The sequence below is a fragment of the Nocardioides sp. P4_G10 genome, assembly GCF_056401175.1.
Map to the genome: position 1 here is coordinate 38973 of NZ_JBFUJV010000005.1, position 19251 is coordinate 58223.

Here is a 19251-nt window from a genome sequence, read left to right on the forward strand (position 1 = left end):
GGTCCCTGCGGTCGGCTACCGCCCCGTGGTGGAGAGCGCCAGCCCGGTGCCGGCGTCGAAGATGTGGGCGCGGTCGAGGTCGACCGTGACCGACACCCGCTCCCCCGGCGTACCGGTCACGGTGGGCCTGGCCTTCACCTTCACCGTCTCCGAGCCGACCTTGACGTCGACGACGGTGCGGTCGCCGAGCGGCTCGAGGCCGTAGAGCTCGCCGGCCAGCGCCGTCTCGCCACGCTTCTCGACCGACACGTCCTCGGCACGCAGGCCGAGGAGCAGCGGCCGTCCGTCCTCGGCGGTGGTCCACCGCGGTCGCGGCAGGGACCAGCCCTCCGCCCCGACCAGCCGGTCGCCCTCGGCCCGGCAGGCGAGCAGGCTGATGCGGGGGCTGCCGACGAAACCGGCGACCCACTGGTTGGCGGGCCGCTCGTAGACCTCGGTCGGCGTGCCGACCTGCTGCACCCTCCCGTCGCGGAGCACCGCGATGTGGTCGGCCATCGACAGCGCCTCGACCTGGTCGTTGGTCACGTAGAGGAACGTCCCGCCGAGGGTGCGGTGGATCCGGGTGAGCTCGGTGCGCATCTCCACCCGCAGCTTGAGGTCGAGGTTGGTGAGCGGCTCGTCCATGAGGAACGCCCGCGGGCGACGGACCAGGGCCCGCGCCAGCGCGACGCGCTGCATCTCCCCACCCGACATCTGCGCGGGACGGCGCTGCAGCAGTCGCTCGATGTGCAGCAGGGCCGAGACCTGCTGGACCGCGGCCGCGATGTCGCTCGAGGAGGTCTTGCGGGCCCGCAGCGGCGAGGCGATGTTGTCGTACGCTGTGCGCCGCGGGTAGAGCGCGTAGCTCTGGAAGACCATCGCGAGGTCGCGGGCGGCCGGGGTGTCGGCGGTCGCGTCCCGGCCGTCGAGGTGCACCGAGCCGCCGTCGAGCTTCTCGAGGCCGGCGATCGCGCGCAAGGTCGTCGTCTTGCCGGCCCCGGACGGGCCGAGCACCACGAAGAACGATCCGTCCGGCACGTCGAGGTCGACCCCGTCGAGGGCCTGGACGTCGCCGAACGACTTGCGCAGCCCGTGCGCTTCCACGGTTCCCATCAGGCCACCAGCTCTTCCGTGCTCGTGTCGTAGACCGGCGGGGTCCCGCCGGCGTGGCGCAGCCCGACCCGGTCCTCGGCAGCGAAGCGCACCGTCGGTGGCATCCGGACCCGGACGTCGGCAGCGCCGCCGTGGTCGACGACGTAGATGATCTCGTCGCCCAGGGCCTCGGCCGAGACGACCCGCGCCGGCACCGTGTGCTCCGCGCCCGGTGCGGTCACCTCGAGCGCCTCCGGTCGTACGCCGGCGACGAGCGAGCGGTCGCGCGGCAGGCCGTCCGGCGGTGTGAGCACGAGCCCGCCGGGCCCGTGCAGCGCACCCTCCTCCACCTGCACCTCGATGAGGTTCATCGGCGGCGAGCCGATGAAGGCGGCGCAGAACAGGCTCGCCGGGCGGTCGTACACCTCGAGGGGCGTGCCGACCTGCTCGACGCGGCCCTTGTTGAGGATCGCGATGYGGTGCCCGAGCGACATGGCCTCCACCTGGTCGTGGGTGACGTAGACCATCGTCGTCCCGAGCTCGGCCTGCAGGTGCTTGATCTCGGTGCGCACGTCCGCACGCAGCTCCGCGTCGAGGTTCGTCAGCGGCTCGTCCATCAAGAAGGCCTGCGGCCGGCGGACGAGGGCGCGGGCCAGGGCGACCCGCTGCTGCTCGCCGCCCGAGAGGCGCTGCGGCTTGCGGTCGAGCAGTCGCTCGAGCTGCATCATCCGCGCGACCTCGGCGACCCGCTCCCTGACCTCCTTCTCGGGCTTGCCCTCGGCTCGGAGCGGGAAGGCGAGGTTGTCGCGGGTCTTGAGGTGCGGGTAGAGCGCATAGAACTGGAAGACCATCGCGATGTCGCGCTCCGCCGGCGGCAGGTCGTTGACGAGCGTCCGGCCGATGCGGATGTCGCCGGAGGTCTGTCGCTCCAGGCCGGCCATCGCACGCAGGGTCGTCGTCTTGCCGCATCCGGACGGGCCGAGCATCACGAACAGCTCGCCGTCACCGATCGACAGGTCCACGTGCTCCACGGCGACGGTGCCGTCGGGGTAGCGCTTGTGCAGTGAGGCCACCTCGATGCCGGCCATCAGCGTCGCACCGCCCCGAGGGTGACGCCGGCCACGAGGTGCTTGCGCACGAGGTAGGCGAACACCAGCACCGGCACCGCGAACACCACCGCCGACGCCGCAACCAGGCCCCAGTCCACGGTGGTGCCGCCGATCAGGCCGGCGATGGCGGGTGGTGCCGTGCGCACCTCCTGGCTGGAGGTGAGGAAGATGGCGAAGACGAACTCGTTCCACGAGAAGATCAGGGCGAAGACCGCCGTCGCGGCGATGCCCGGCACGAGCAGCGGCAGCGTGACGCGCCAGAACGCCTGCAGTCGGGTGTAGCCGTCGAGCATCGCTGCGTCCTCGTACTCCGCAGGGACCTCGTCGACGAAGCCCTTCATCATCCAGATCGTGAACGGCACGTTGAACGCGGCGTAGATGAGGACGAGGCCGAGCTTGCTGTCGATGAGCCCCAGCTCGCGGTACATCAGGAAGATCGGGATCACCACGACCACGGGCGGCATGAAGCGGGTCGACAGGATGAAGAACAGCTGGTCCTTCTTCGCCTTCAGGGTGAAGCGCGAGTAGGCCCACGCCGCGGGGACTCCCAGCACGGTGGCCAGCACGGTCGACGCGCCGGCCACGATCACCGAGTTGAGGAACGACCCGGACAGGTCCGACTGGCCGCCGCCCCGCGCGACGAACACGTCCTTGTAGTGCTCCAGGGTGATGTCGAAGCCGAAGAACTTCGCGGGCACGGCGTAGACGTCGCGGTTCTCCTTGATGGACGTCTCGAGCATCCACAGCACCGGGAAGAGCATGGCCACCGCCAGCGCGGTGAGGAGCAGGACCTCGACCACCATCCGGCCCCGACCGCTGCGGCGACGCTCCGCCGGCGCGTCGTCCGTGGCGGGGCCGGGCACGGCCTCGTCGATGGAGATGGCCATCACCCCTCCTTGAGCTTGTTCAGGTAGCGCAGGTAGAGCTGCGCCAGGACGATGACGACGAGGACCATGAGGATCCCGTACGCCGACGCGAGCCCGGTGTTGAAGCCGAGGAACGCGACCTTGTAGACGTGGAACGACAACGTCTCGGTGGAGACCCCGGGGCCTCCGCTGGTGAGGATGTAGACGAGGTCGAACAGCCGGAATGCCTCGATGGCACGGAACATGACCGCGATGAGCAGCAGCGGCCACACCATGGGCAGGGTGATGTGGCGGAAGCGGAACCACTCCGACGCGCGGTCGATGGACGCGGCCTCGTAGAGGTACTTCGGGACCGCGGTGAGGCCGGCGAGCGCGATGAGCATGATGAACGGCGTCCACTGCCACGTGTCGACCACGATCAGCGAGAACAACGCCGTCCTCTGCCGGGTGAGCCACTCCACCTGCCCGAAGCCGAGCGAACCGAGCATGGAGTTGATCACCCCGAACTGGGCGTCGAGCATGAACTTCCAGAACAGGCCCACCACGACCGGCGACAGCATCATCGGGACGAGGAACAGGGTGGTCAGCACCCCTCGTCCTCGGGTCCGCCGCGAGATCAGGTAGGCGATGCCGAAGCCCAGCACGGTCTGCAGCGCCACGGCGCCGGTGACGTAGACCAGTGTCGTGAGGGCCCGTTGCCACACCTCCGGGGACGTGAGGATGGTGGTGTAGTTCTCGAACCCGACGAAGTCGGCCGGCGCGTCGCGCGTGGCGGAGTAGTCGGTGAAGGACAGGTAGAGCGCCCACAGCAGCGGGAACACCGACATCGTCAGCAGCAGCAGCATGGCCGGTGAGATGAACACCAGCGCCAGCCGGCGGTCGGTGAGGCGGGGGGACCGTCCCGGTGCAGGCGGCGACGCCGCAGACGCCTCCTGCACCGGGTGGTCGGTCGTGGTGGTCATCGCGGTCGGCTCACAGCCCGCCACCGCTGGAGTCGAGCACCTGCTGCTGCTGCTCGGCGATGTCGTCGAGCGCCTCCTCGGGGTCCTTGGCCCCGTTGAGCGCGGCGTTGACGTTGGTGTTCTCGATGTCGATCAGGCGGGCGTACTCCGGCACGTTCCACATGTCGCGCATGCGGGACACCGAGTCGGCATACACCTGGTTGAACGGTCCGGCCTCGAGGAACTCCGGGGACTCGAGCGCGTCGGTGCGCGCCGGCACGCCGCCGGCCGCGGCCCACTTCTTCTGGATGTCCTCCTGCTCGAACCACTTCATGAAGTTGAGCGCCTCGGCCTGCCGATCGGCAGGGGCGTAGGCGGAGACGTGCATGCCCATCCCGCCGAGCGGCACGACGTCGGCCTCCTGGGTCGGCAGGGTGGCGAAGCCGAGCTTGTCGAGGATCTCGTCCTCGGTCGTGCCGAGCGTCGACTGTGCCGGGTCGACCAGGCCCCCGGCTGCAGCGATCCACTGGAACGCGATGCAGGCCTTGCCCTGCGCGACCGCGGCGTTGACCTCGTCGATGAACCAGTTGCCCGAGCCCTTCGCGGTCAGCGGCTTCATCTCGTTGACGAGGACGTCCATGGCCTTCTGGCCGGCCTCGTCGTTGATGACGCCCTCGATCGTCTTGTCCTCGGCGTTCCAGAGGTTGCCGCCGTAGACACCGTTGACCGTGTTGTAGGTGACGGCTGCGGCGTCGGAGCCGTTGGCCTGGTGGAAGGCGAGCCCGCTGACGCCCGGGTTCTCGTCCTGGCACGTCTTGGCGGCGTCGATCATCTCGTCCCACGTCTTCGGGGGCTCGTCGCCGATGAGGTCCTTGCGGTAGATCATCGTCCACGTGTCGCCGAGCAGCGGCAGGCCGTAGAGGCTCGCGTCCTCGTCGCGCTGGCCCGTCTCGGCCTGCGGGTACTGGCCGTACGCCGCCAGCAGGTAGGGGTCGTAGGCGTCGACCTCGATGTTCTCGTCGACGAAGTCGGTGAGGTCGAGGATGTTGCCGTTGGTGACGGCCTCACCGATGTGCTGGGAGTCCAGGATCGGGATGTCGAAGTCGGTCTGCCGCGCGGCGAACTGCGTGAACATCGCGTCGTGCCAGTTGGCGTTGGGCACCGTGTTGACCTCGATGGTCACGTTGGGCCGCTCCTTGGTGTACTCCGCGTTGGCGAAGTCCTCCAGCGCCTGGGCCGGCGGCCACTCGAACCAGATGAAGCTGAGCGTGAGGGGGTCGTCGGTGAGCTCGGGGATCGTGGCCGGCGCCTTGGCGCCGCTCGCTGCCTCGGCACTGCCGCCACCGTCGCCGTCACCGCCGCCGCAGGCCGCGAGGGCCGTCGCCATCAGGATGGCCGCCGTGGCCAGGCGTGCCTGCCGGCCGGGGAGGGACCTGCGTCCCGCTCGCTGTAGGTACCGCATCTGCTTCCTGCTTCCTGCTCGGGGTGGGTGATCGGGTGGTGCTGGGCTGGTGCCGAGACGGTCGACGCTGCTGAAGAAGTGGTGGGCTACCAGGACGTGGCGACGTACTGGGCCTCCATGAACTCGAGCAGTCCCTCGGTGCTGCCCTCGCGGCCGAGTCCGCTCTGCTTGGTGCCGCCGAAGGGGGCGGCGGGGTCCGAGACGAGCCCGCGGTTGAGCCCGACCATCCCGCTCTCGAGGCGCTCCGCGAGGTGGAGCCCACGGGCGAGGTCGCGGGTGTAGAGGTAGCTGACGAGGCCGAGGTCGGTGTCGTTGACCAGGGGCAGCAGGTCCTCCTCGCGGTCGAAGCGGACGACGGGCGCGACCGGCCCGAAGACCTCCTCGTGCAGGACCTGCGCGTCGAGGGGTACGTCGACCAGCACGGTGGGCGGGTAGAACGAACCGGGTCCGTCCGGTGCGCGGCCGCCGATCATGGCGCGGGCGCCGCGCCGGACGGCGTCGCGGACCAGGAGGTCGACCTTGCGGACGGCGTGGTCGTTGATCAGGGGACCGCATTGTGTGGCCTCGTCCGTGCCGGGGCCGACCCGGATCGCGGCCATCCGGGCGATGAGGCCCTCGACGAAGGCGTCGTGGACCGAGTCGTGCACGTAGAAGCGGTTGGCCGCGGTGCAGGCCTGGCCGCCGTTGCGCATCTTGGCGACCATCGCCCCGTCGAGCGCCGCGTCGACGTCGGCGTCGGCCAGCACCACGAAGGGGGCGTTGCCGCCGAGCTCCATCGCGCACTTGAGGACGTGGTCGGCCGCGGTGCGGAGCAGCACCCGGCCGACCTCGGTGGAGCCGGTGAACGACACCATGCGCGTGCGCCGGTCCGTCAACATGGTCTCCACGACCGGGCCCGGGCGCGACGTCGTGACGACGTTCAGCACGCCGGCGGGCAGCCCGACCTCCTCCAGGAGCGCGGCCACGGCCAGTGCGGTCAGGGGTGTCTCCGCCGCCGGCTTGAGGACCGTCGTGCACCCCGCCGCGAGGGCCGGCGCGATCTTGCGCGTGGCCATCGCCGCGGGGAAGTTCCAGGGCGTGACGAGCACGCTGACGCCGACCGGCTGGTAGGTCACCATCAGCCGGTTGGCCCCGCTGGGCGCGTGGCCCACCTGGCCCCGCAGCCGCACGCCCTCCTCGGCGTACCAGCGGAAGAACTCCGCCGCGTAGGCCACCTCGCCGCGGGCGTCGGCCAACGACTTGCCGTTCTCGAGGGAGATCAGCAGCGCGAGCTCCTCGCTCCGCTCCTGCATCAGGTGGAACGCGCGCATCAGGAGGTCCGCGCGCGAGCGGGGCGACGTCGCCGCCCAGTCGGCGGCGGCCGCGGCGGCGGCGTCGACGGCCGCGGTCGCGTCGTCGGTGTCCGCGTCCGCGACCGTGGCGAGCACCGAGCCCGTGGCCGGGTCGGCCACCTCCAGTCGACGGCCGGCGGCGGCGGGACGCCAGGTGCCCGCCACGAACAGGTCCGTCGGTACGTCGATCACGTCGGCGACCGGGCGCAGCACCTCGTCCACGACCGTCATCACGCACCTCCCTTCGCAGCGAGCCCGGCAGGCGTCGGCACGGCCTCGCGCAGCGCCGAGCGGTCGCCGGCGTGGGCGGCGCGCACGATGTGCTCGAGCGCGTCGACGTCGAGCGGCCGCGGGTTGTTGGCGACCAGCCGTTCGGCGCCTGCGGCCTGCTCGGCCGTCCACCGCAGCTGGTCGGCCGGCACCCCGAGCTCGGCCAGGGTGGCGGGGATCCCCACCGAGGCCAGCAGGGCGGTCACCCGGTCGATCGCCTCGTCGGCGAGGTCCTCGGCCGACCAGTCGGGCGAGGCGCCCATCGCGACGGCCACGGCCGCCAGCTCGGGGACCCGGGCCGGTCGGTTGAACTCCATGACGTAGGGCAGGAGGGCGCCGACCCCCACGCCGTGCGGGGTGTGGGTCAGGGCTCCGACCGGGTACTGGATGGCGTGCGCCGCCGCCGTACCGGCCGTGCCGAGGGCGAAACCGCCGGCGGTCGCGCCGAGCATCATCGCCTCGCGGGCCTCGACGTCGTCGGGGGCGGACCACGCGCGGTGCAGGCTCCCGGCGATCAGGCGCACACCGAGCAGCGCGTAGGTGTCGGTCAGCTCGTTCTTGCCGACGAAGACCCGCTCGGTGGCGAGCTCGGACGTCACCGGCCGGCGGATCGCGGTGAAGGCCTCGACGACGTGGGAGAGGGCGTCCGCACCCGCGCTCGCCGTGAGCGGGGCCGGGCAGCCGACCGTGAGCTCCGGGTCGCAGACGGCGGCGTGCGGGATCAGGTAGGGACTGGAGATCCCCACCTTGCTGATCCGGTCGGGGTCGGTGAGCACCGCCACCGGCGTCACCTCCGAGCCCGTGCCCGCCGTCGTGGGCAGGGCGACGACCGGCACGACAGGCCCGGGCACCCGGAGCTCGCCGTAGTAGTCGGCGGGCGTCCCGCCGTGGGAGAGCAGCACGGCCACGGCCTTGGCCAGGTCGAGGCAGCTGCCCCCTCCCATCCCGACGACGACGTCGGGCTCGGCTGCCGCGGCGAGCTCGGCGCACCGGACGACCTGGTGCACCGGGACGTCCGGCTCCACCTCGGTGTACGCCGTCACCTGCACGCCGGCGTCCTCGAGCAGCCGGACGAGCTGGGCGAACTCCGGGGTCGCTCCGAACCGGGCGTCGGTGCAGACCAGGGCGCGCGAGCCCAGGGCCGAGACGACCGTCCCGAGCGCATGGCGCTGCCCGGCTCCGAACAGGACCTGGCGGGGACCGCGCAGGACGCCGAGCAAGCTCATGGGTGCTCCGAGGGGGAGGAGGGATGGGGATCGGGACCGGGTGGAGGTGGTGGGCGGCCGACCAGTGGCCTTGCCAGCGGACCCATTTCCTATACGATCCGATTGGTGCGAGAGCATGAGCCACGGCACCGGCCGCTGTCAACAGGTCCGGGCTCGACACGCGGGAGAAGGGACCAGGACATGGACGGGGACATGAGCGAGGCGACGACGGGCCACGCCGGCGGGCCGTGGGCCCCGGCCACCGGCGACGGGCTCCGCGTGGACCGCACGCGCGGCCGCCTGGCCGACGAGGTCTACGACACCCTCCTGGGGCAGCTGATGTCGCTGCGCATCGAGCCGGGATCGCGGGTGACGATCGACGCGCTGGCGCGCGAGCTGCGCGTCTCCCAGACACCGATCCGCGACGCGCTCAACCGCATGGAGGCCGACGGCCTCGTCGTCCGCGTGCCGCACGCCGGCTACCGGATCCCGCCGCAGATCACGCGCGAACGCTTCGAGGACATGGTGGAGATCCGCCTCCTCCTCGAGCCTGCCGCCGCCCGCCACGCGGCCGAACGCGCCTCGTCCGAGCAGGTCAGCGGCCTGCGGCTGATGCTCGACGAGATGGCCGAGCTGGGCGAGGGGGACCGGCACGTCGCCTACGGCGCCTTCGGCCTGCGCGACGCCGCCTTCCACGACCTCGTCGCCGACAGCGCCGGCAACCAGGTGGTCCGCGAGGCGCTGGCCCGGCTGCACACGCACGTGCACCTCTTCCGGCTGCTCTACGACGCCGAGGTGACCTTCCTGGCGATGGGCGAGCACGAGGAGGTCCTCAGCGCCATCGCCGCGCGCGACCCCGACGCGGCGGCGTACGCCATGCGGCGCCACATCCTGCTGTCGCGCGACCGCTTCCGACGGCTCTTCGACGAGTCCGAGGAGGCGGGCCGGTCCGGACAGGGTCTTGACGGCAGCCCGCGGTCGGCGGAATCCTAGGCCACCCGATCCAATCCGATCCGATGGGATCGACCGTCAGCCCACCCGCTGCAGAGTGCGAGGAGATCCAGGTGCCCAGAGCACTGCTCATGACCGGCGACGCCGCCGAAGAGCTCGACACCATGTACCCCTACTACCGCGTGCAGGAGGGCGGGTGGGACGTCGACGTCGCCTCGTTGACGACGCGCGACATCCAGCTCGTGATCCACGAGTTCGACCCCAACTGCGACGCCTACGTCGAGAAGAACGGCCGCAAGCTGCCGGTCGACCTCACCTGGGCCGAGGTCGACGTGGAGCGCTACGACGCCCTGATCATCCCGGGCGGCCGAGCCCCCGAGTGGATCCGCGTCGACGCCGACGTGCGCCGCATCACCGAGCACTTCTTCGCCCGCGACCTGCCCATCGCGCTGGTCTGCCACGGCGCGCAGGTCCCCGCCGTCTACGGCCTGCTCAAGGGGCGCCGGACCGCGTGCTTCCCGCCCATCACCGGCGACATGGAGAACGCCGGCGCGACGGTCGTCGACGCCCCGGACTGCGTGGACGGCAACCTCGTCTCCTGCCGCGGCTGGCCCGACATGCCGCAGTTCGGCCGGGCCATGATGGAGGTCTTCGACAAGTCCATCGGCGACGCGTCGGCATGACCGCCTCCACCCGCGCGTCCTCGACGGCGCGGTGACGGGCCACCGCACCGTCGAAGTCGCCGGATCGCCCGTGCAGGTGCTCGATGCCGGAGCCGGGCCCGCCGTGCTGATGCTGCACGGGTCGGGGCCCGGCACCACGGGTGCCGGCGCGTGGGCGGCGACCGCCGCGGCCCTCGCCGGGTCGCACCGCGTGGTGGCCCCCGACCAGGCCGGTTTCGGCAGCACGCCGCTGCCTCCCGGGACGTCGGGGGGCCTGCGGGCCTGGACGGACCAGGCGGCCGGCCTCATGGACGCCCTCGGCGAGACGTCGTACGCCGTCGTGGGCCACTCCATGGGCGGCGCCGTCGCGCTCGCCCTGGCGGCCGCCCGTCCACGCCAGGTCACCCGCGTCGTCGCCGTCGCCACCATGGGTGCTCCCGGCGCGCCGCTGTCCGCCGACCTCAACGCCGTGTGGGCAGCGGCTCCCGGCCGCGCCGGCGCCCGCGACATGCTGGGCCGCCTCGTCCTCGACCAGTCACTCGTCACCGAGGAGGCGGTCGCCGGGCGGGCGGACGCGATGGAGGCCGGTGCGGAGTCGTTCGCGGTGTTGTTCCCTCCGCCCCGCACCCGGTGGGTCGACGACCTGACCCTGTCCGCGACCACCCTGTCCGCCGTGCGCGCACCGGTGCTGCTGGTCCACGGGGCGCAGGACCGGCTGACGCCGCTGCGGACAGCCGCGCTGCCGCTCCTCGACCACCTCGCCGACGTACGACTCCACGTCCTCGGCCGCTGTGGTCACGCGCCGCCGCTGGAGCAGCCGTCGGCGTTCCGGGAGCTCCTGGCGGGCTTCCTCGGCCGGGGGTCGATCAGAGGTTGATCAGAGGCTGATCAGAGGTTGATGGTGATGTCCGCGTCCTTGCGGAGGTCCTTCACCAGCGCCGTCGCGACCTTGCCGGTCTCCTGGCTCGACGCCTGCTCCGCGAGCTGGTCACGCACCTGGGCGAACGGCGGGATCTCCTGGCCGCCACCGCCCGAGGCCGCCTGCTGCTTCTTGACCTGGTCGTAGAGCTTGCGCAGCTCCTTGTCGGTCGGCTCGATGGGGCCGTTCTCGTCCTCGACGAGCTGCTCGACCATCGCCTGAGTCTCGACCTGCTCGCGCGCCTGGTCGGCGCTGACGCCCTGCGCCTCGACCGCCTTGAGCAGCTCGTCGGCCGTCTTCATGCCGTTCTGCTCGGCCAGGCTGGTGAGCTCGGCCTCGACGGCCTCGTCGGAGACCTCGAGCCCACGGGACTCGGCCTCCTGGAGCAGCAGCTCGGTGTCGACGAGGTTGTCGGCGGTCTCCTTGCGGAGCGCCTCCTCGTCGGGGTCCTCGCCACCCATCTGGGCCTGGGCGGCCGCCTGCTGGAAGGCCGCCTCGTAGATCGGGACGAACTCCTCCTTGGTCACCTCCTCGCCGTTGACCTCGGCCACGACGTCGGGAATGGCGTCGAGGTCGGGCTGGGGGCCCTCGGCGGCGCCGTCCGAGGCACCGGCCGACGGCGACGCGCTCGACGGGGCGTCCTTGGAGGCGTCCTTGCCGGCGTCGGAGTCGGAGGAGCCCGAGCCRCCGCAGGCGGAGAGGGTGAGGACGGCGGCGACCGAGAGGGCGCCGAGGGCCGTGCGCGCGCGCGTGCTGAACAGGGAAGTCATCGTGGAAGTCATCGCACCCGACGGTACGCACCCAACCTGAGCGCCGTCCTCAGGGTTCTCAGAGCGTGGTCCCCGTCACAGGCCGTCGAGCGAGTCGGGCACGATGAGCGCGTCGGGGTCCTGGCGCACCGGGAGCTGCGCGAGCGCCGTGCGCACGAGCGTGAGACGGGCGGCCACCGTGACCTTCTGGCGCAGCCGGCCCACCCCGGTCTCGCCGAGCGTCTGCTCCACCGCCTCCCCGATCTGGGCGTCGGTGAAGGTGGGGCGGGTGCCGGAGGCCACCTCCACGTCGGGCAGCGCGAGCAGCACGGGCAGCACCTGGCTGCCCACCGCCTCGAGGAGGTGGTAGCGGTCGATCTTGCTCATCGACTCCCACGCCTCCTCCCCCTTGGCGCGGCGGCCGACCTTGCCGCCGGCCACGATCTTGGCGGCGGCGGTGACGGCGACGGTCAGCTCGTGCTCGGTGAAGCGCATGGGTCCCAGTCTGCCCCGACCGCGGACGGCCCGCCCGCGGAGGCCCGGCGCAAGAAGTGACGCGCACCTGACTCCGTACCGGGGGCGGCCGGCGCCACCCCCGGTACGGTCGCGCACGACGGCACCCACACCCCACCAGCAGGAGACCGCGTGCGCCTGCCCGACCTGACCCCCGCCGAGCTGGGCGACGCGCAGCGTGCGCTGCGCGAGCAGATCCTCGGCGGACCGCGCGGGAACGGCCCGCAGCACTTCCCGCTCGTCCACGAGGACGGCTCGCTGACCGGCCCGTTCGGGGTCATGCTCCACGAGCCGGCGCTCGGCGCCCCGCTGCAGGAGCTCGGCTCCGCGATCCGCTACGCCACCGGCCTCAGCGCCCGCACGCGCGAGATCGCGATCCTGTCCGTCGCGAGCGCGACCGGCAGCGAGTTCGAGGCGTACGCCCACGAGCGCGTCGGGCGGGCGGCCGGGCTCGCCGAGGACGAGCTGGCCGCTCTCGCCGACGGATCCTTCACCTCGGCGGACCCCCACGAGCACGCCGCGCACGAGCTGTGTCGGCGACTGGTGGCCGACGCCGGCACGGGCGCCCGGATGGACGACCAGACCTACGGCGCGTACGCCGCCGCGCTGGGCACCACGACCCTCACCGAGCTGGTCGTGCTCGTCGGCTACTACCGCACGCTCGCGCAGCTGCTCGACGTGTTCGACGTGGGCATGCCGGAGGAGTAGCCGCCGGGGCTGCAGCAGGCCGTCAGTAGTGCGCCGTCATCACGTGCTTGATGCGCGTGTAGTCGTCGAAGCCGTAGCCGGACAGGTCCTTGCCGTAGCCGGAGGCGCCGAAGCCGCCGTGCGGCATCTCCGAGACGAACGGGATGTGGGTGTTGACCCACACGCACCCGAAGTCGAGCTCGCGGGTGAGCCGGTCGGCGACGCCGACGTCGCGGGTCCACACGCTGGCAGCGAGCCCGTAGGGCACGCCGTTGGCCATCGCGACCGCGTCGGCCTCGTCGTCGAAGGACTGCACGGTGAGCACCGGTCCGAAGACCTCCTCCTGCACGATGCGGTCGTCCTGGCGTACGCCGGTGACGACGGTGGGGGCGAAGAAGAACCCCGCCTCGCCGTGCCGGCTCCCCCCGGTGCGGACGGTCGCATGGTCGGGCAGCTCGGCGAGGAACGCCTCGACCTTCGCGAGGTGGCCGGCGTTGTTGAGCGGCCCGTAGTCCGCCTCCTCGTCCGACGGCGCGCCGGGCAACGTGTCCTCCGCCGCCTTCACGAGCAGGTCGGCCAGCTCGTCGTGGACGCTGCTGTGCGCGATGACGCGGGTGGCGGCGGTGCAGTCCTGGCCGGCGTTGAAGTAGGCCGCCGCGGCGATCATCTCCGCGGCGCGAGGAAGGTCGGCGTCCGGCATCACGACGACGGGCGCCTTGCCGCCGAGCTCGAGGTGCACGCGCTTGAGGGACTTCGCCGCCGACAGCGCGACCTCGGTGCCGGCCCGGACGGAGCCGGTGATGGCGACCAGTCCGGGCGTCGGGTGCTCGACGAGGTAGCGACCGGTCGAGGCGTCGCCGTTGACGACGTTGAGCACCCCGGGAGGCAGCACGCCGCCGGCGATCTCGGCGAGCAGCACGGTGGACCGGGGCGTGGTGTCGCTGGGCTTGAGCACGACCGTGTTGCCGGCGGCGAGGGCGGGCGCGACCTTCCAGATCGCCATCGCGAACGGGTAGTTCCACGGCGTCACCTGTCCGACGACGCCGATGGGCTCACGGCGGATCGCCGAGGTGTGGCCCTCGAGGTACTCCCCCGACGACTTCCCCTCCAGCAGCCGCGCGGCGCCGGCGAAGAACCGCAGCTGGTCGACCCCCTGGTCGACCTCCTCGCTGGCGATGTACCGCACCGGCTGGCCGGTGTCGCGGGCCTGCACCGCGCTGATCTCCTCGCGTCGCCCGGCGATCGCGGTGGCGAGGTCGAGGAGGTACGCCTGTCGCGCCCCGGGGGTGAGCCGCTTCCACGTGGTCGACGCGCGCTCGGCAGCGGCGTACGCCCGGTCGACCTCCTCGTGCGTCGAGATCGGCGAGCGACCGTCGGGCTCGCCGGTCACCGGGTCGACGAGGTCGATGAAGTCGGTGGTCGCCGACGCGACGAGCTCGCCGTCGATGAAGTTGCGGACCGTCTGGTCGGTGGGCTCGGTCATGGGGGGCTCCTCCGGTGCTCAGGCGACGTAGATCTTGCGGATGGTCTCGCGGACGACCCAGGTGGTGCGCTCGCCTGCCCGCAGGCGGACGACGCTGCCGGGCGCGAGGTCGACCTGCTCGCCGTCGTCGTCGAAGGACACCGTGCCCGAGCCGGACAGCACGACGAACACCTCGTCGACCTCGACGTCGGTCGCGGTGCCCGGCGTCATCTCCCACACGCCGACCTCGACCCCGGAGACCGCGGCCAGCGCGCGTGAGCCCGCTGCGGGGGCGCCGTCGACGACGGTGCCGGGGTCGAGCGGAGTGGTCGGCACGGTGGCGGCGACGTCCAGGACACGGGTGGTCACGCGGGTCATGTCCAGCATCGTCCCCAGCGGCGGGGCACCGGTGGGCCGACGATCTGTCGTCACTTCGGCCGCCCGCCCAACAGTTCGTCTGCCACGAGCGCGACGTGGAGCGAGACGCGGACATCGGGGTCGTCGAGGTCGGCGTCGAGGACCGCCTCGATCCGCGCCAGCCGGTCGTAGAAGGCGGCCCGCGACAGGTGCAGGCTGGCGGCCGCCTCGGTCTTGCTGGACGGGTGCAGCAGCAGCGCGCGGAGGGCAGCGAGGAGCTCGGTCCGGGACCCGTCGGCCCGGTCGTGCTCCTGCAGCGGCCCGAGCTCGCGCTCGACGAAGAGCCGGACGCGCTCGTCCTCGCCGAGCAGCGCCAGCAGGCCGCGCAGGTGGAGGTCGGCGAGCCGGTGCACGTCGGGGTCCTGCTCGCGCCGCGCCTGCGGTGCGGCGTCGGCGACCTGCCCGGCCTCGGCGACCGTGCGGGCGACGCCGGTGCGGTCGGGTGCGGTGCGGCCCGCGGCGACGACGACGTCGTGGTGGGCCAGCACGCGCGCGGCCAGCCGGTCGACCAGCTCGTCGGCGTCCGCGCCGGGGGTGGTCGACACGAGCACCCGCAGGTCGCGCTCGACCTCGCACACCAGCGCCGGCACCCGCAGCGCGTGCGCGGCCCGGACGACCGTGGCGGCCACCTCGTCCAGGTCCACGGGCGCCACGCTGCCCACCCGGCCGCGCACGACGACGCCGGTGAGGCTGCGACGGTGCACCGGGAAGCCGGCCAGCTCGCAGCGACGTCGTACGTCGTCGGAGCCGGGGTCCTCGGCCAGCCCGGTGAGCAGCTCGAGGTGCGTGCGACGCATGAGGGTGCCGCGGTCGCGGTCGTGCAGCCGGTGCAGCGCGAGTGCGGATGCGGCGCGCTCGGCGACGGCGACCAGCCGCTGCGACGGCGCCTGGGGCGACCCGATGACCAGCCGGCCCCACGTCCGGTCGGCCGTGCCGAGCCTGGTCACCAGCCAGCCGTTGGCGGCGTCCCAGCCGGTGCGGCCGGCCACCTCGACGCGGCGCGAGCGGGCCGGCCACCCGTCGAGGAAGCCGTCGTCCTCGTCCGGCCCGGCGAAGAAGTCGAGCGGCCGGTGCTGGGCGTTCTCCACGACCACGGGCGCATCGGCGAGACGCTGCACGGCCCGGAGGACCTCGACGGGGCTGGCCAGCTCGTTGCTGAGCTCGGTGAAGGTCTCGTGCACGCGCTGCGCCTCGCGCAGCTCGGCGAGCTGCTGGTCGACCACGCGCTCGCCGATCTCCTGCGCGAGCGCCGCGAACCGGGTCTCCCGGGCCAGCACGACCAGGGGCAGGCCGTGCCGCTCGCAGGCGTCGACCAGGGCGTCGGGCAGCGCGGACCCCCACCGCCGGCCGAGCTCGACGACCACTCCCGCACTGCCGACGTCGGCGAGCTCGTCGACGAACGACACCAGTCCGGCCGCGTCGTCGTCGCCCGGCAGGCCGGTGCCCATGGTGAGCAGGAGGTCGCCCGCGCGGAGCAGCTGGCGCACGTCGGGGCGCTCGGTGGCGTGCACCCATCGGATCGCCCGGTCCGTCCCGGCGGCGCCGGCGAGCACCTCGGGTGCGGCGCGGCGGAAGGCGGGGAGCTCCAGCGCCTCGCGGAGCGTCACTCCCGGCGTCACGTCGACCACGGCGCCCAGCCTACGCGCGCACGGGGTGACGAAGTGTCCGGCCGCCGCGTCCGATGCCGACGATCCGACACCCGCCGACGTGTCGTACGCCGAGCAGGATGAGCCGCATGACAGCCACTCCCCACGAGGTCCCCGCCGAGATCGTGCACTGGGTCGACGGCTCGCCCCTGACCGGCTCCCCCACCGGCTGGGCCGACGTGACCAACCCCGCGACCGGTCGCGTCACCGGTCGCGTCGCGCTCGCGAGCGAGGCCGACGCCGCCCACGTCATCGCCGCCGCGTCGCGCGCCGCCCGGGCCTGGGGCACGACGTCGCTGGCACGTCGTACGCAGGTGCTCTTCTCCTTCCGCGAGCTGCTCAACGCCCGCAAGGACGAGCTCGCCGCGATCATCACCGCCGAGCACGGCAAGGTGCACTCCGACGCGATGGGCGAGATCGCCCGCGGGCTCGAGGTGGTGGAGTTCGCGTGCGGCATCTCCCACCTGCTCAAGGGCGGCCACAGCGAGGAGGCCTCGACCGGCATCGACGTGCACTCCAAGCGCGTCCCGCTCGGCGTGGTGGGCATCATCAGCCCCTTCAACTTCCCGGCGATGGTCCCGATGTGGTTCTTCCCCATCGCGATCGCGGCGGGCAACGCCGTCGTGCTCAAGCCGAGCGAGAAGGACCCGAGCGCGGCGAGCTGGATCGCCGCGCTGTGGCAGGAGGCCGGGCTCCCCGACGGCGTCTTCAACGTCCTGCACGGCGACAAGACCGCCGTCGACGCGCTGCTCACCAGCCCCGACGTGCAGGCCATCAGCTTCGTCGGCTCCACGCCGATCGCGGAGTACGTCTACGAGACCGCGAGCCGGCACGGCAAGCGCGTCCAGGCCCTCGGCGGCGCCAAGAACCACATGGTCGTGCTGCCCGACGCCGACCTCGACCTCGCCGCGGACTCGGCGGTCAACGCGGGCTACGGCAGCGCGGGCGAGCGCTGCATGGCGATCAGCGTGCTCGTCGCGGTCGACCCCATAGGCGACGAGCTCGTCGCCCGGATCGCCGACCGCACCCGCACCCTGCTGATCGGCGACGGCGGCCGGGAGGCCACCGGAGAGGCGAAGGAGGCCGACATGGGGCCGCTCGTCACGAAGGCCCACCGCGACAGGGTCAGCTCGTTCATCGACTCCGGCGAGGCCGCCGGCGCGAAGGTGGTCGTCGACGGCCGCGACGTCGCGGCCCGGGGCGGGGAGGAGGGCTTCTGGCTCGGCCCGACGCTCTTCGACGACGTCACCCCCGACATGGACGTCTACCGCGAGGAGATCTTCGGCCCCGTCCTGTCGGTGGTCCGCGCGAAGTCGTACGAGGAGGCGGTCGCGCTGGTCAACGCCAACGAGTACGGCAACGGGACCGCCGTCTTCACCAACGACGGTGGCGCGGCCCGCCGCTTCGAGGCCGACGTGACGGTCGGGATGATCGGCGTCAACGTGCCCGTCCCGGTGCCGGTCGCCTACTACTCCTTCGGCGGCTGGAAGCGCTCGCTGTTCGGCGACACCCACGCCCACGGCACCGAGGGCGTCCACTTCTTCACCCGCGGCAAGGTCGTCACCACCCGGTGGATCGACCCCGCCAACCGCCCCGAGGGCGGCCTCGAGCTGGGATTCCCGCGCAATGACTGACCTGATCACGAGCGACCTGGCCAGCACGTACGACGCCGGGCGGGCCTACGAGCTCGACCGCGCGCACGTCTTCCACTCCTGGTCGGCCCAGGCCGAGATCAGCCCGATGGTCGTCACCCGCGCGGAGGGCAGCCACGTGTGGGACGGCGACGGCAGGCGCTACCTCGACTTCTCCTCGCAGCTGGTCTTCACCAACCTCGGCCACCAGCACCCGCGCATCGTCGCCGCGATCAGGGAGCAGGCCGAGCACCTGTGCACGATCGCCCCGGCGGTGGCCAACGGCACCCGGTCCGAGGCCGCCCGGCTGGTCGCGAGCCACACCCCCGGCGACCTCGACCACGTCTTCTTCACCAACGGCGGTGCCGACGCCAACGAGCACGCCGTACGCATGGCGCGGCTGCACACCGGCCGCCACAAGGTGCTGACGACCTACCGCAGCTATCACGGCGGCACCCACCTCGCGGTCAACATGACCGGCGACCCGCGCCGGTGGGCCAGCGACCACGGATCGGCCGGCACGGTGCACTTCTTCGGCCCATTCCTCTACCGCAGCGCCTTCCACGCGACCACCGAGGCCGAGGAGTGCGAGCGGGCGCTCGAGCACCTCGAGCAGGTCGTCGCCCTCGAGGGCCCGTCGACCATCGCCGCGATCGTGCTCGAGGCCATCCCCGGCACCGCGGGGATCATGGTGCCGCCGCCGGGCTACCTCTCAGGCGTCCGGGAGATCTGCGACCGCCACGGCATCGTGCTCGCCGCCGACGAGGTGATGTCCGGCTTCGGCCGCGCCGGGCGGTGGTTCGCTGTCGAGCACGGGGGCATCACCCCTGACCTGATCACCTTCGCCAAGGGCGTGAACTCCGGTTACGTCCCGCTGGGTGGCGTCGCGATCAGCGACGCGATCCACGCGACCTTCGCCCACCGCACCTACCCCGGCGGGCTCACCTACTCCGGCCACCCGCTGGCGTGCGCCGCGGCGGTGGCGACGATCCGCGCGATGGAGGACGACGACGTCGTCGGTCGCGCCGACCGCCTCGGCGCCGAGGTGCTCGGTCCCGGCCTCCGCGAGCTCGCCGACCGGCACGAGTGGATCGGCGAGGTGCGCGGCACCGGAGCATTCTGGGCGCTCGAGCTGGTCAGCGACCGGGAGACCCGGGAGCCCCTGGCGCCGTACGGCGGATCGAGCCCGGAGGTGGCCGCGGTCGTGAAGGGCTGCCAGGAGCGCGGGATGCTGCCCTTCGTCAACTACAACCGCATCCACGTCGTGCCGCCGCTCACCACGACCGACGAGGAGGCGCGCGAGGGTCTCGCGATCCTCGACGCCGCCCTGGCCGCGGCCGCCGGCTGACGCCCGACTCC

The 19251-nt window shown here is 72.5% G+C and carries 18 protein-coding genes; 6 read left to right on the forward strand and 12 right to left on the reverse strand.

Annotated elements, in window-relative coordinates; all coding sequences use genetic code 11:
- Positions 1-15: 15 nt before the first annotated feature.
- The 7 genes from AC1DP1_RS08440 to AC1DP1_RS08470 all read right to left on the reverse strand — a co-directional run bounded on the left by AC1DP1_RS08440 (position 16) and on the right by AC1DP1_RS08470 (position 8276).
- Positions 16-1092: an ABC transporter ATP-binding protein gene (locus AC1DP1_RS08440; protein ID WP_477506485.1), complete on the reverse strand. Its 1077-nt coding sequence runs from the start codon at positions 1090-1092 to the stop codon at positions 16-18.
- Positions 1092-2159 (reverse strand): ABC transporter ATP-binding protein, encoded by a 1068-nt coding sequence (locus AC1DP1_RS08445; RefSeq protein ID WP_477506486.1) that lies wholly within the window; start codon positions 2157-2159, stop codon positions 1092-1094. The genes AC1DP1_RS08440 and AC1DP1_RS08445 overlap by 1 nt, the downstream gene beginning before the upstream one ends.
- Positions 2159-3067, reverse strand: coding sequence for a carbohydrate ABC transporter permease (locus AC1DP1_RS08450; protein ID WP_477506487.1), 909 nt, complete (start codon positions 3065-3067; stop codon positions 2159-2161). Before AC1DP1_RS08450 ends, AC1DP1_RS08445 begins: the two co-directional genes overlap by 1 nt.
- Positions 3067-4008 carry a carbohydrate ABC transporter permease gene (locus AC1DP1_RS08455; RefSeq protein WP_300049177.1) on the reverse strand — a complete coding sequence of 314 codons (942 nt, stop codon included), beginning with the start codon at positions 4006-4008 and terminating at the stop codon, positions 3067-3069. Before AC1DP1_RS08455 ends, AC1DP1_RS08450 begins: the two co-directional genes overlap by 1 nt.
- Positions 4009-4018: 10 nt before the next feature.
- Complete coding sequence (locus tag AC1DP1_RS08460; RefSeq protein WP_477506488.1) at positions 4019-5449, reverse strand: extracellular solute-binding protein; 1431 nt, start codon at positions 5447-5449, stop codon at positions 4019-4021.
- A gap of 86 nt (positions 5450-5535) precedes the next feature.
- Positions 5536-7011, reverse strand: a complete 1476-nt coding sequence (locus AC1DP1_RS08465) for an NAD-dependent succinate-semialdehyde dehydrogenase (protein ID WP_457188433.1) — start codon at positions 7009-7011, stop codon at positions 5536-5538.
- A complete protein-coding gene (locus AC1DP1_RS08470) occupies positions 7011-8276 on the reverse strand; it encodes an iron-containing alcohol dehydrogenase (protein ID WP_477506489.1) in 1266 nt (421 codons plus the stop codon). Before AC1DP1_RS08470 ends, AC1DP1_RS08465 begins: the two co-directional genes overlap by 1 nt.
- 180 nt (positions 8277-8456) lie before the next feature.
- Here AC1DP1_RS08470 and AC1DP1_RS08475 point away from each other — a divergent pair, with 180 nt between their 5' ends.
- The 3 genes from AC1DP1_RS08475 to AC1DP1_RS08485 all read left to right on the forward strand — a co-directional run bounded on the left by AC1DP1_RS08475 (position 8457) and on the right by AC1DP1_RS08485 (position 10745).
- Positions 8457-9248 (forward strand): GntR family transcriptional regulator, encoded by a 792-nt coding sequence (locus tag AC1DP1_RS08475; RefSeq protein ID WP_477506490.1) that lies wholly within the window; start codon positions 8457-8459, stop codon positions 9246-9248.
- Positions 9249-9319: 71 nt separating this feature from the next.
- Positions 9320-9889 (forward strand): DJ-1/PfpI family protein, encoded by a 570-nt coding sequence (locus AC1DP1_RS08480; RefSeq protein ID WP_300049167.1) that lies wholly within the window; start codon positions 9320-9322, stop codon positions 9887-9889.
- Between the two features lie 70 nt (positions 9890-9959).
- Positions 9960-10745, forward strand: coding sequence for an alpha/beta fold hydrolase (locus AC1DP1_RS08485; protein WP_477506491.1), 786 nt, complete (start codon positions 9960-9962; stop codon positions 10743-10745).
- Between the two features lie 11 nt (positions 10746-10756).
- Here the strand turns inward: AC1DP1_RS08485 and AC1DP1_RS08490 are convergent, their stop codons facing one another.
- On the reverse strand, positions 10757-11569 hold the full coding sequence (locus AC1DP1_RS08490; RefSeq protein WP_477506492.1) for a SurA N-terminal domain-containing protein: 813 nt from the start codon (positions 11567-11569) through the stop codon (positions 10757-10759).
- Between the two features lie 63 nt (positions 11570-11632).
- Positions 11633-12031 carry a hypothetical protein gene (locus AC1DP1_RS08495; protein ID WP_300049161.1) on the reverse strand — a complete coding sequence of 133 codons (399 nt, stop codon included), beginning with the start codon at positions 12029-12031 and terminating at the stop codon, positions 11633-11635.
- Between the two features lie 150 nt (positions 12032-12181).
- Here AC1DP1_RS08495 and AC1DP1_RS08500 point away from each other — a divergent pair, with 150 nt between their 5' ends.
- Positions 12182-12757 (forward strand): carboxymuconolactone decarboxylase family protein, encoded by a 576-nt coding sequence (locus AC1DP1_RS08500; RefSeq protein WP_477506493.1) that lies wholly within the window; start codon positions 12182-12184, stop codon positions 12755-12757.
- 22 nt (positions 12758-12779) lie between these two features.
- On the opposite strand, the gene AC1DP1_RS08505 is transcribed toward AC1DP1_RS08500, so the two are convergent.
- From AC1DP1_RS08505 to AC1DP1_RS08515, 3 genes are read right to left on the reverse strand one after another with little or no spacing between them, the layout of a single operon-like run.
- The gene (locus tag AC1DP1_RS08505; RefSeq protein ID WP_477506494.1) at positions 12780-14219 is read right to left on the reverse strand and encodes a gamma-aminobutyraldehyde dehydrogenase; all 1440 of its coding nucleotides are present in this window, start codon (positions 14217-14219) and stop codon (positions 12780-12782) included.
- 18 nt (positions 14220-14237) lie between these two features.
- Entirely contained in the window at positions 14238-14576 is a 339-nt protein-coding gene (locus AC1DP1_RS08510; RefSeq protein WP_477506495.1) for a cupin domain-containing protein, read from the reverse strand.
- Positions 14577-14626: 50 nt separating this feature from the next.
- Complete coding sequence (locus tag AC1DP1_RS08515; RefSeq protein ID WP_477506496.1) at positions 14627-16243, reverse strand: PucR family transcriptional regulator; 1617 nt, start codon at positions 16241-16243, stop codon at positions 14627-14629.
- A gap of 107 nt (positions 16244-16350) precedes the next feature.
- Here AC1DP1_RS08515 and AC1DP1_RS08520 point away from each other — a divergent pair, with 107 nt between their 5' ends.
- Together AC1DP1_RS08520 and AC1DP1_RS08525 are read left to right on the forward strand one after the other, a co-directional pair.
- Positions 16351-17895, forward strand: a complete 1545-nt coding sequence (locus AC1DP1_RS08520) for a CoA-acylating methylmalonate-semialdehyde dehydrogenase (RefSeq protein ID WP_477506497.1) — start codon at positions 16351-16353, stop codon at positions 17893-17895.
- Positions 17888-19240, forward strand: coding sequence for an aminotransferase class III-fold pyridoxal phosphate-dependent enzyme (locus AC1DP1_RS08525; RefSeq protein ID WP_477506498.1), 1353 nt, complete (start codon positions 17888-17890; stop codon positions 19238-19240). Before AC1DP1_RS08520 ends, AC1DP1_RS08525 begins: the two co-directional genes overlap by 8 nt.
- The last annotated feature ends 11 nt before the right edge of the window (positions 19241-19251 follow it).

Excerpts from the sequence above, each read along its gene's own strand:
- AC1DP1_RS08495 (WP_300049161.1), bottom strand. The coding sequence starts at position 12,031 with ATGCGCTTCACCGAGCACGAGCTGACCGTCGCCGTCACCGCCGCCGCC.
- AC1DP1_RS08455 (WP_300049177.1), bottom strand. The coding sequence starts at position 4,008 with ATGACCACCACGACCGACCACCCGGTGCAGGAGGCGTCTGCGGCGTCG.
- AC1DP1_RS08505 (WP_477506494.1), bottom strand. The coding sequence starts at position 14,219 with ATGACCGAGCCCACCGACCAGACGGTCCGCAACTTCATCGACGGCGAG.
- AC1DP1_RS08510 (WP_477506495.1), bottom strand. The coding sequence starts at position 14,576 with ATGACCCGCGTGACCACCCGTGTCCTGGACGTCGCCGCCACCGTGCCG.
- AC1DP1_RS08450 (WP_477506487.1), bottom strand. The coding sequence starts at position 3,067 with ATGGCCATCTCCATCGACGAGGCCGTGCCCGGCCCCGCCACGGACGAC.
- AC1DP1_RS08475 (WP_477506490.1), top strand. The coding sequence starts at position 8,457 with ATGGACGGGGACATGAGCGAGGCGACGACGGGCCACGCCGGCGGGCCG.
- AC1DP1_RS08470 (WP_477506489.1), bottom strand. The coding sequence starts at position 8,276 with ATGAGCTTGCTCGGCGTCCTGCGCGGTCCCCGCCAGGTCCTGTTCGGA.
- AC1DP1_RS08520 (WP_477506497.1), top strand. The coding sequence starts at position 16,351 with ATGACAGCCACTCCCCACGAGGTCCCCGCCGAGATCGTGCACTGGGTC.
- AC1DP1_RS08525 (WP_477506498.1), top strand. The coding sequence starts at position 17,888 with ATGACTGACCTGATCACGAGCGACCTGGCCAGCACGTACGACGCCGGG.
- AC1DP1_RS08460 (WP_477506488.1), bottom strand. The coding sequence starts at position 5,449 with ATGCGGTACCTACAGCGAGCGGGACGCAGGTCCCTCCCCGGCCGGCAG.
- AC1DP1_RS08465 (WP_457188433.1), bottom strand. The coding sequence starts at position 7,011 with ATGACGGTCGTGGACGAGGTGCTGCGCCCGGTCGCCGACGTGATCGAC.
- AC1DP1_RS08440 (WP_477506485.1), bottom strand. The coding sequence starts at position 1,092 with ATGGGAACCGTGGAAGCGCACGGGCTGCGCAAGTCGTTCGGCGACGTC.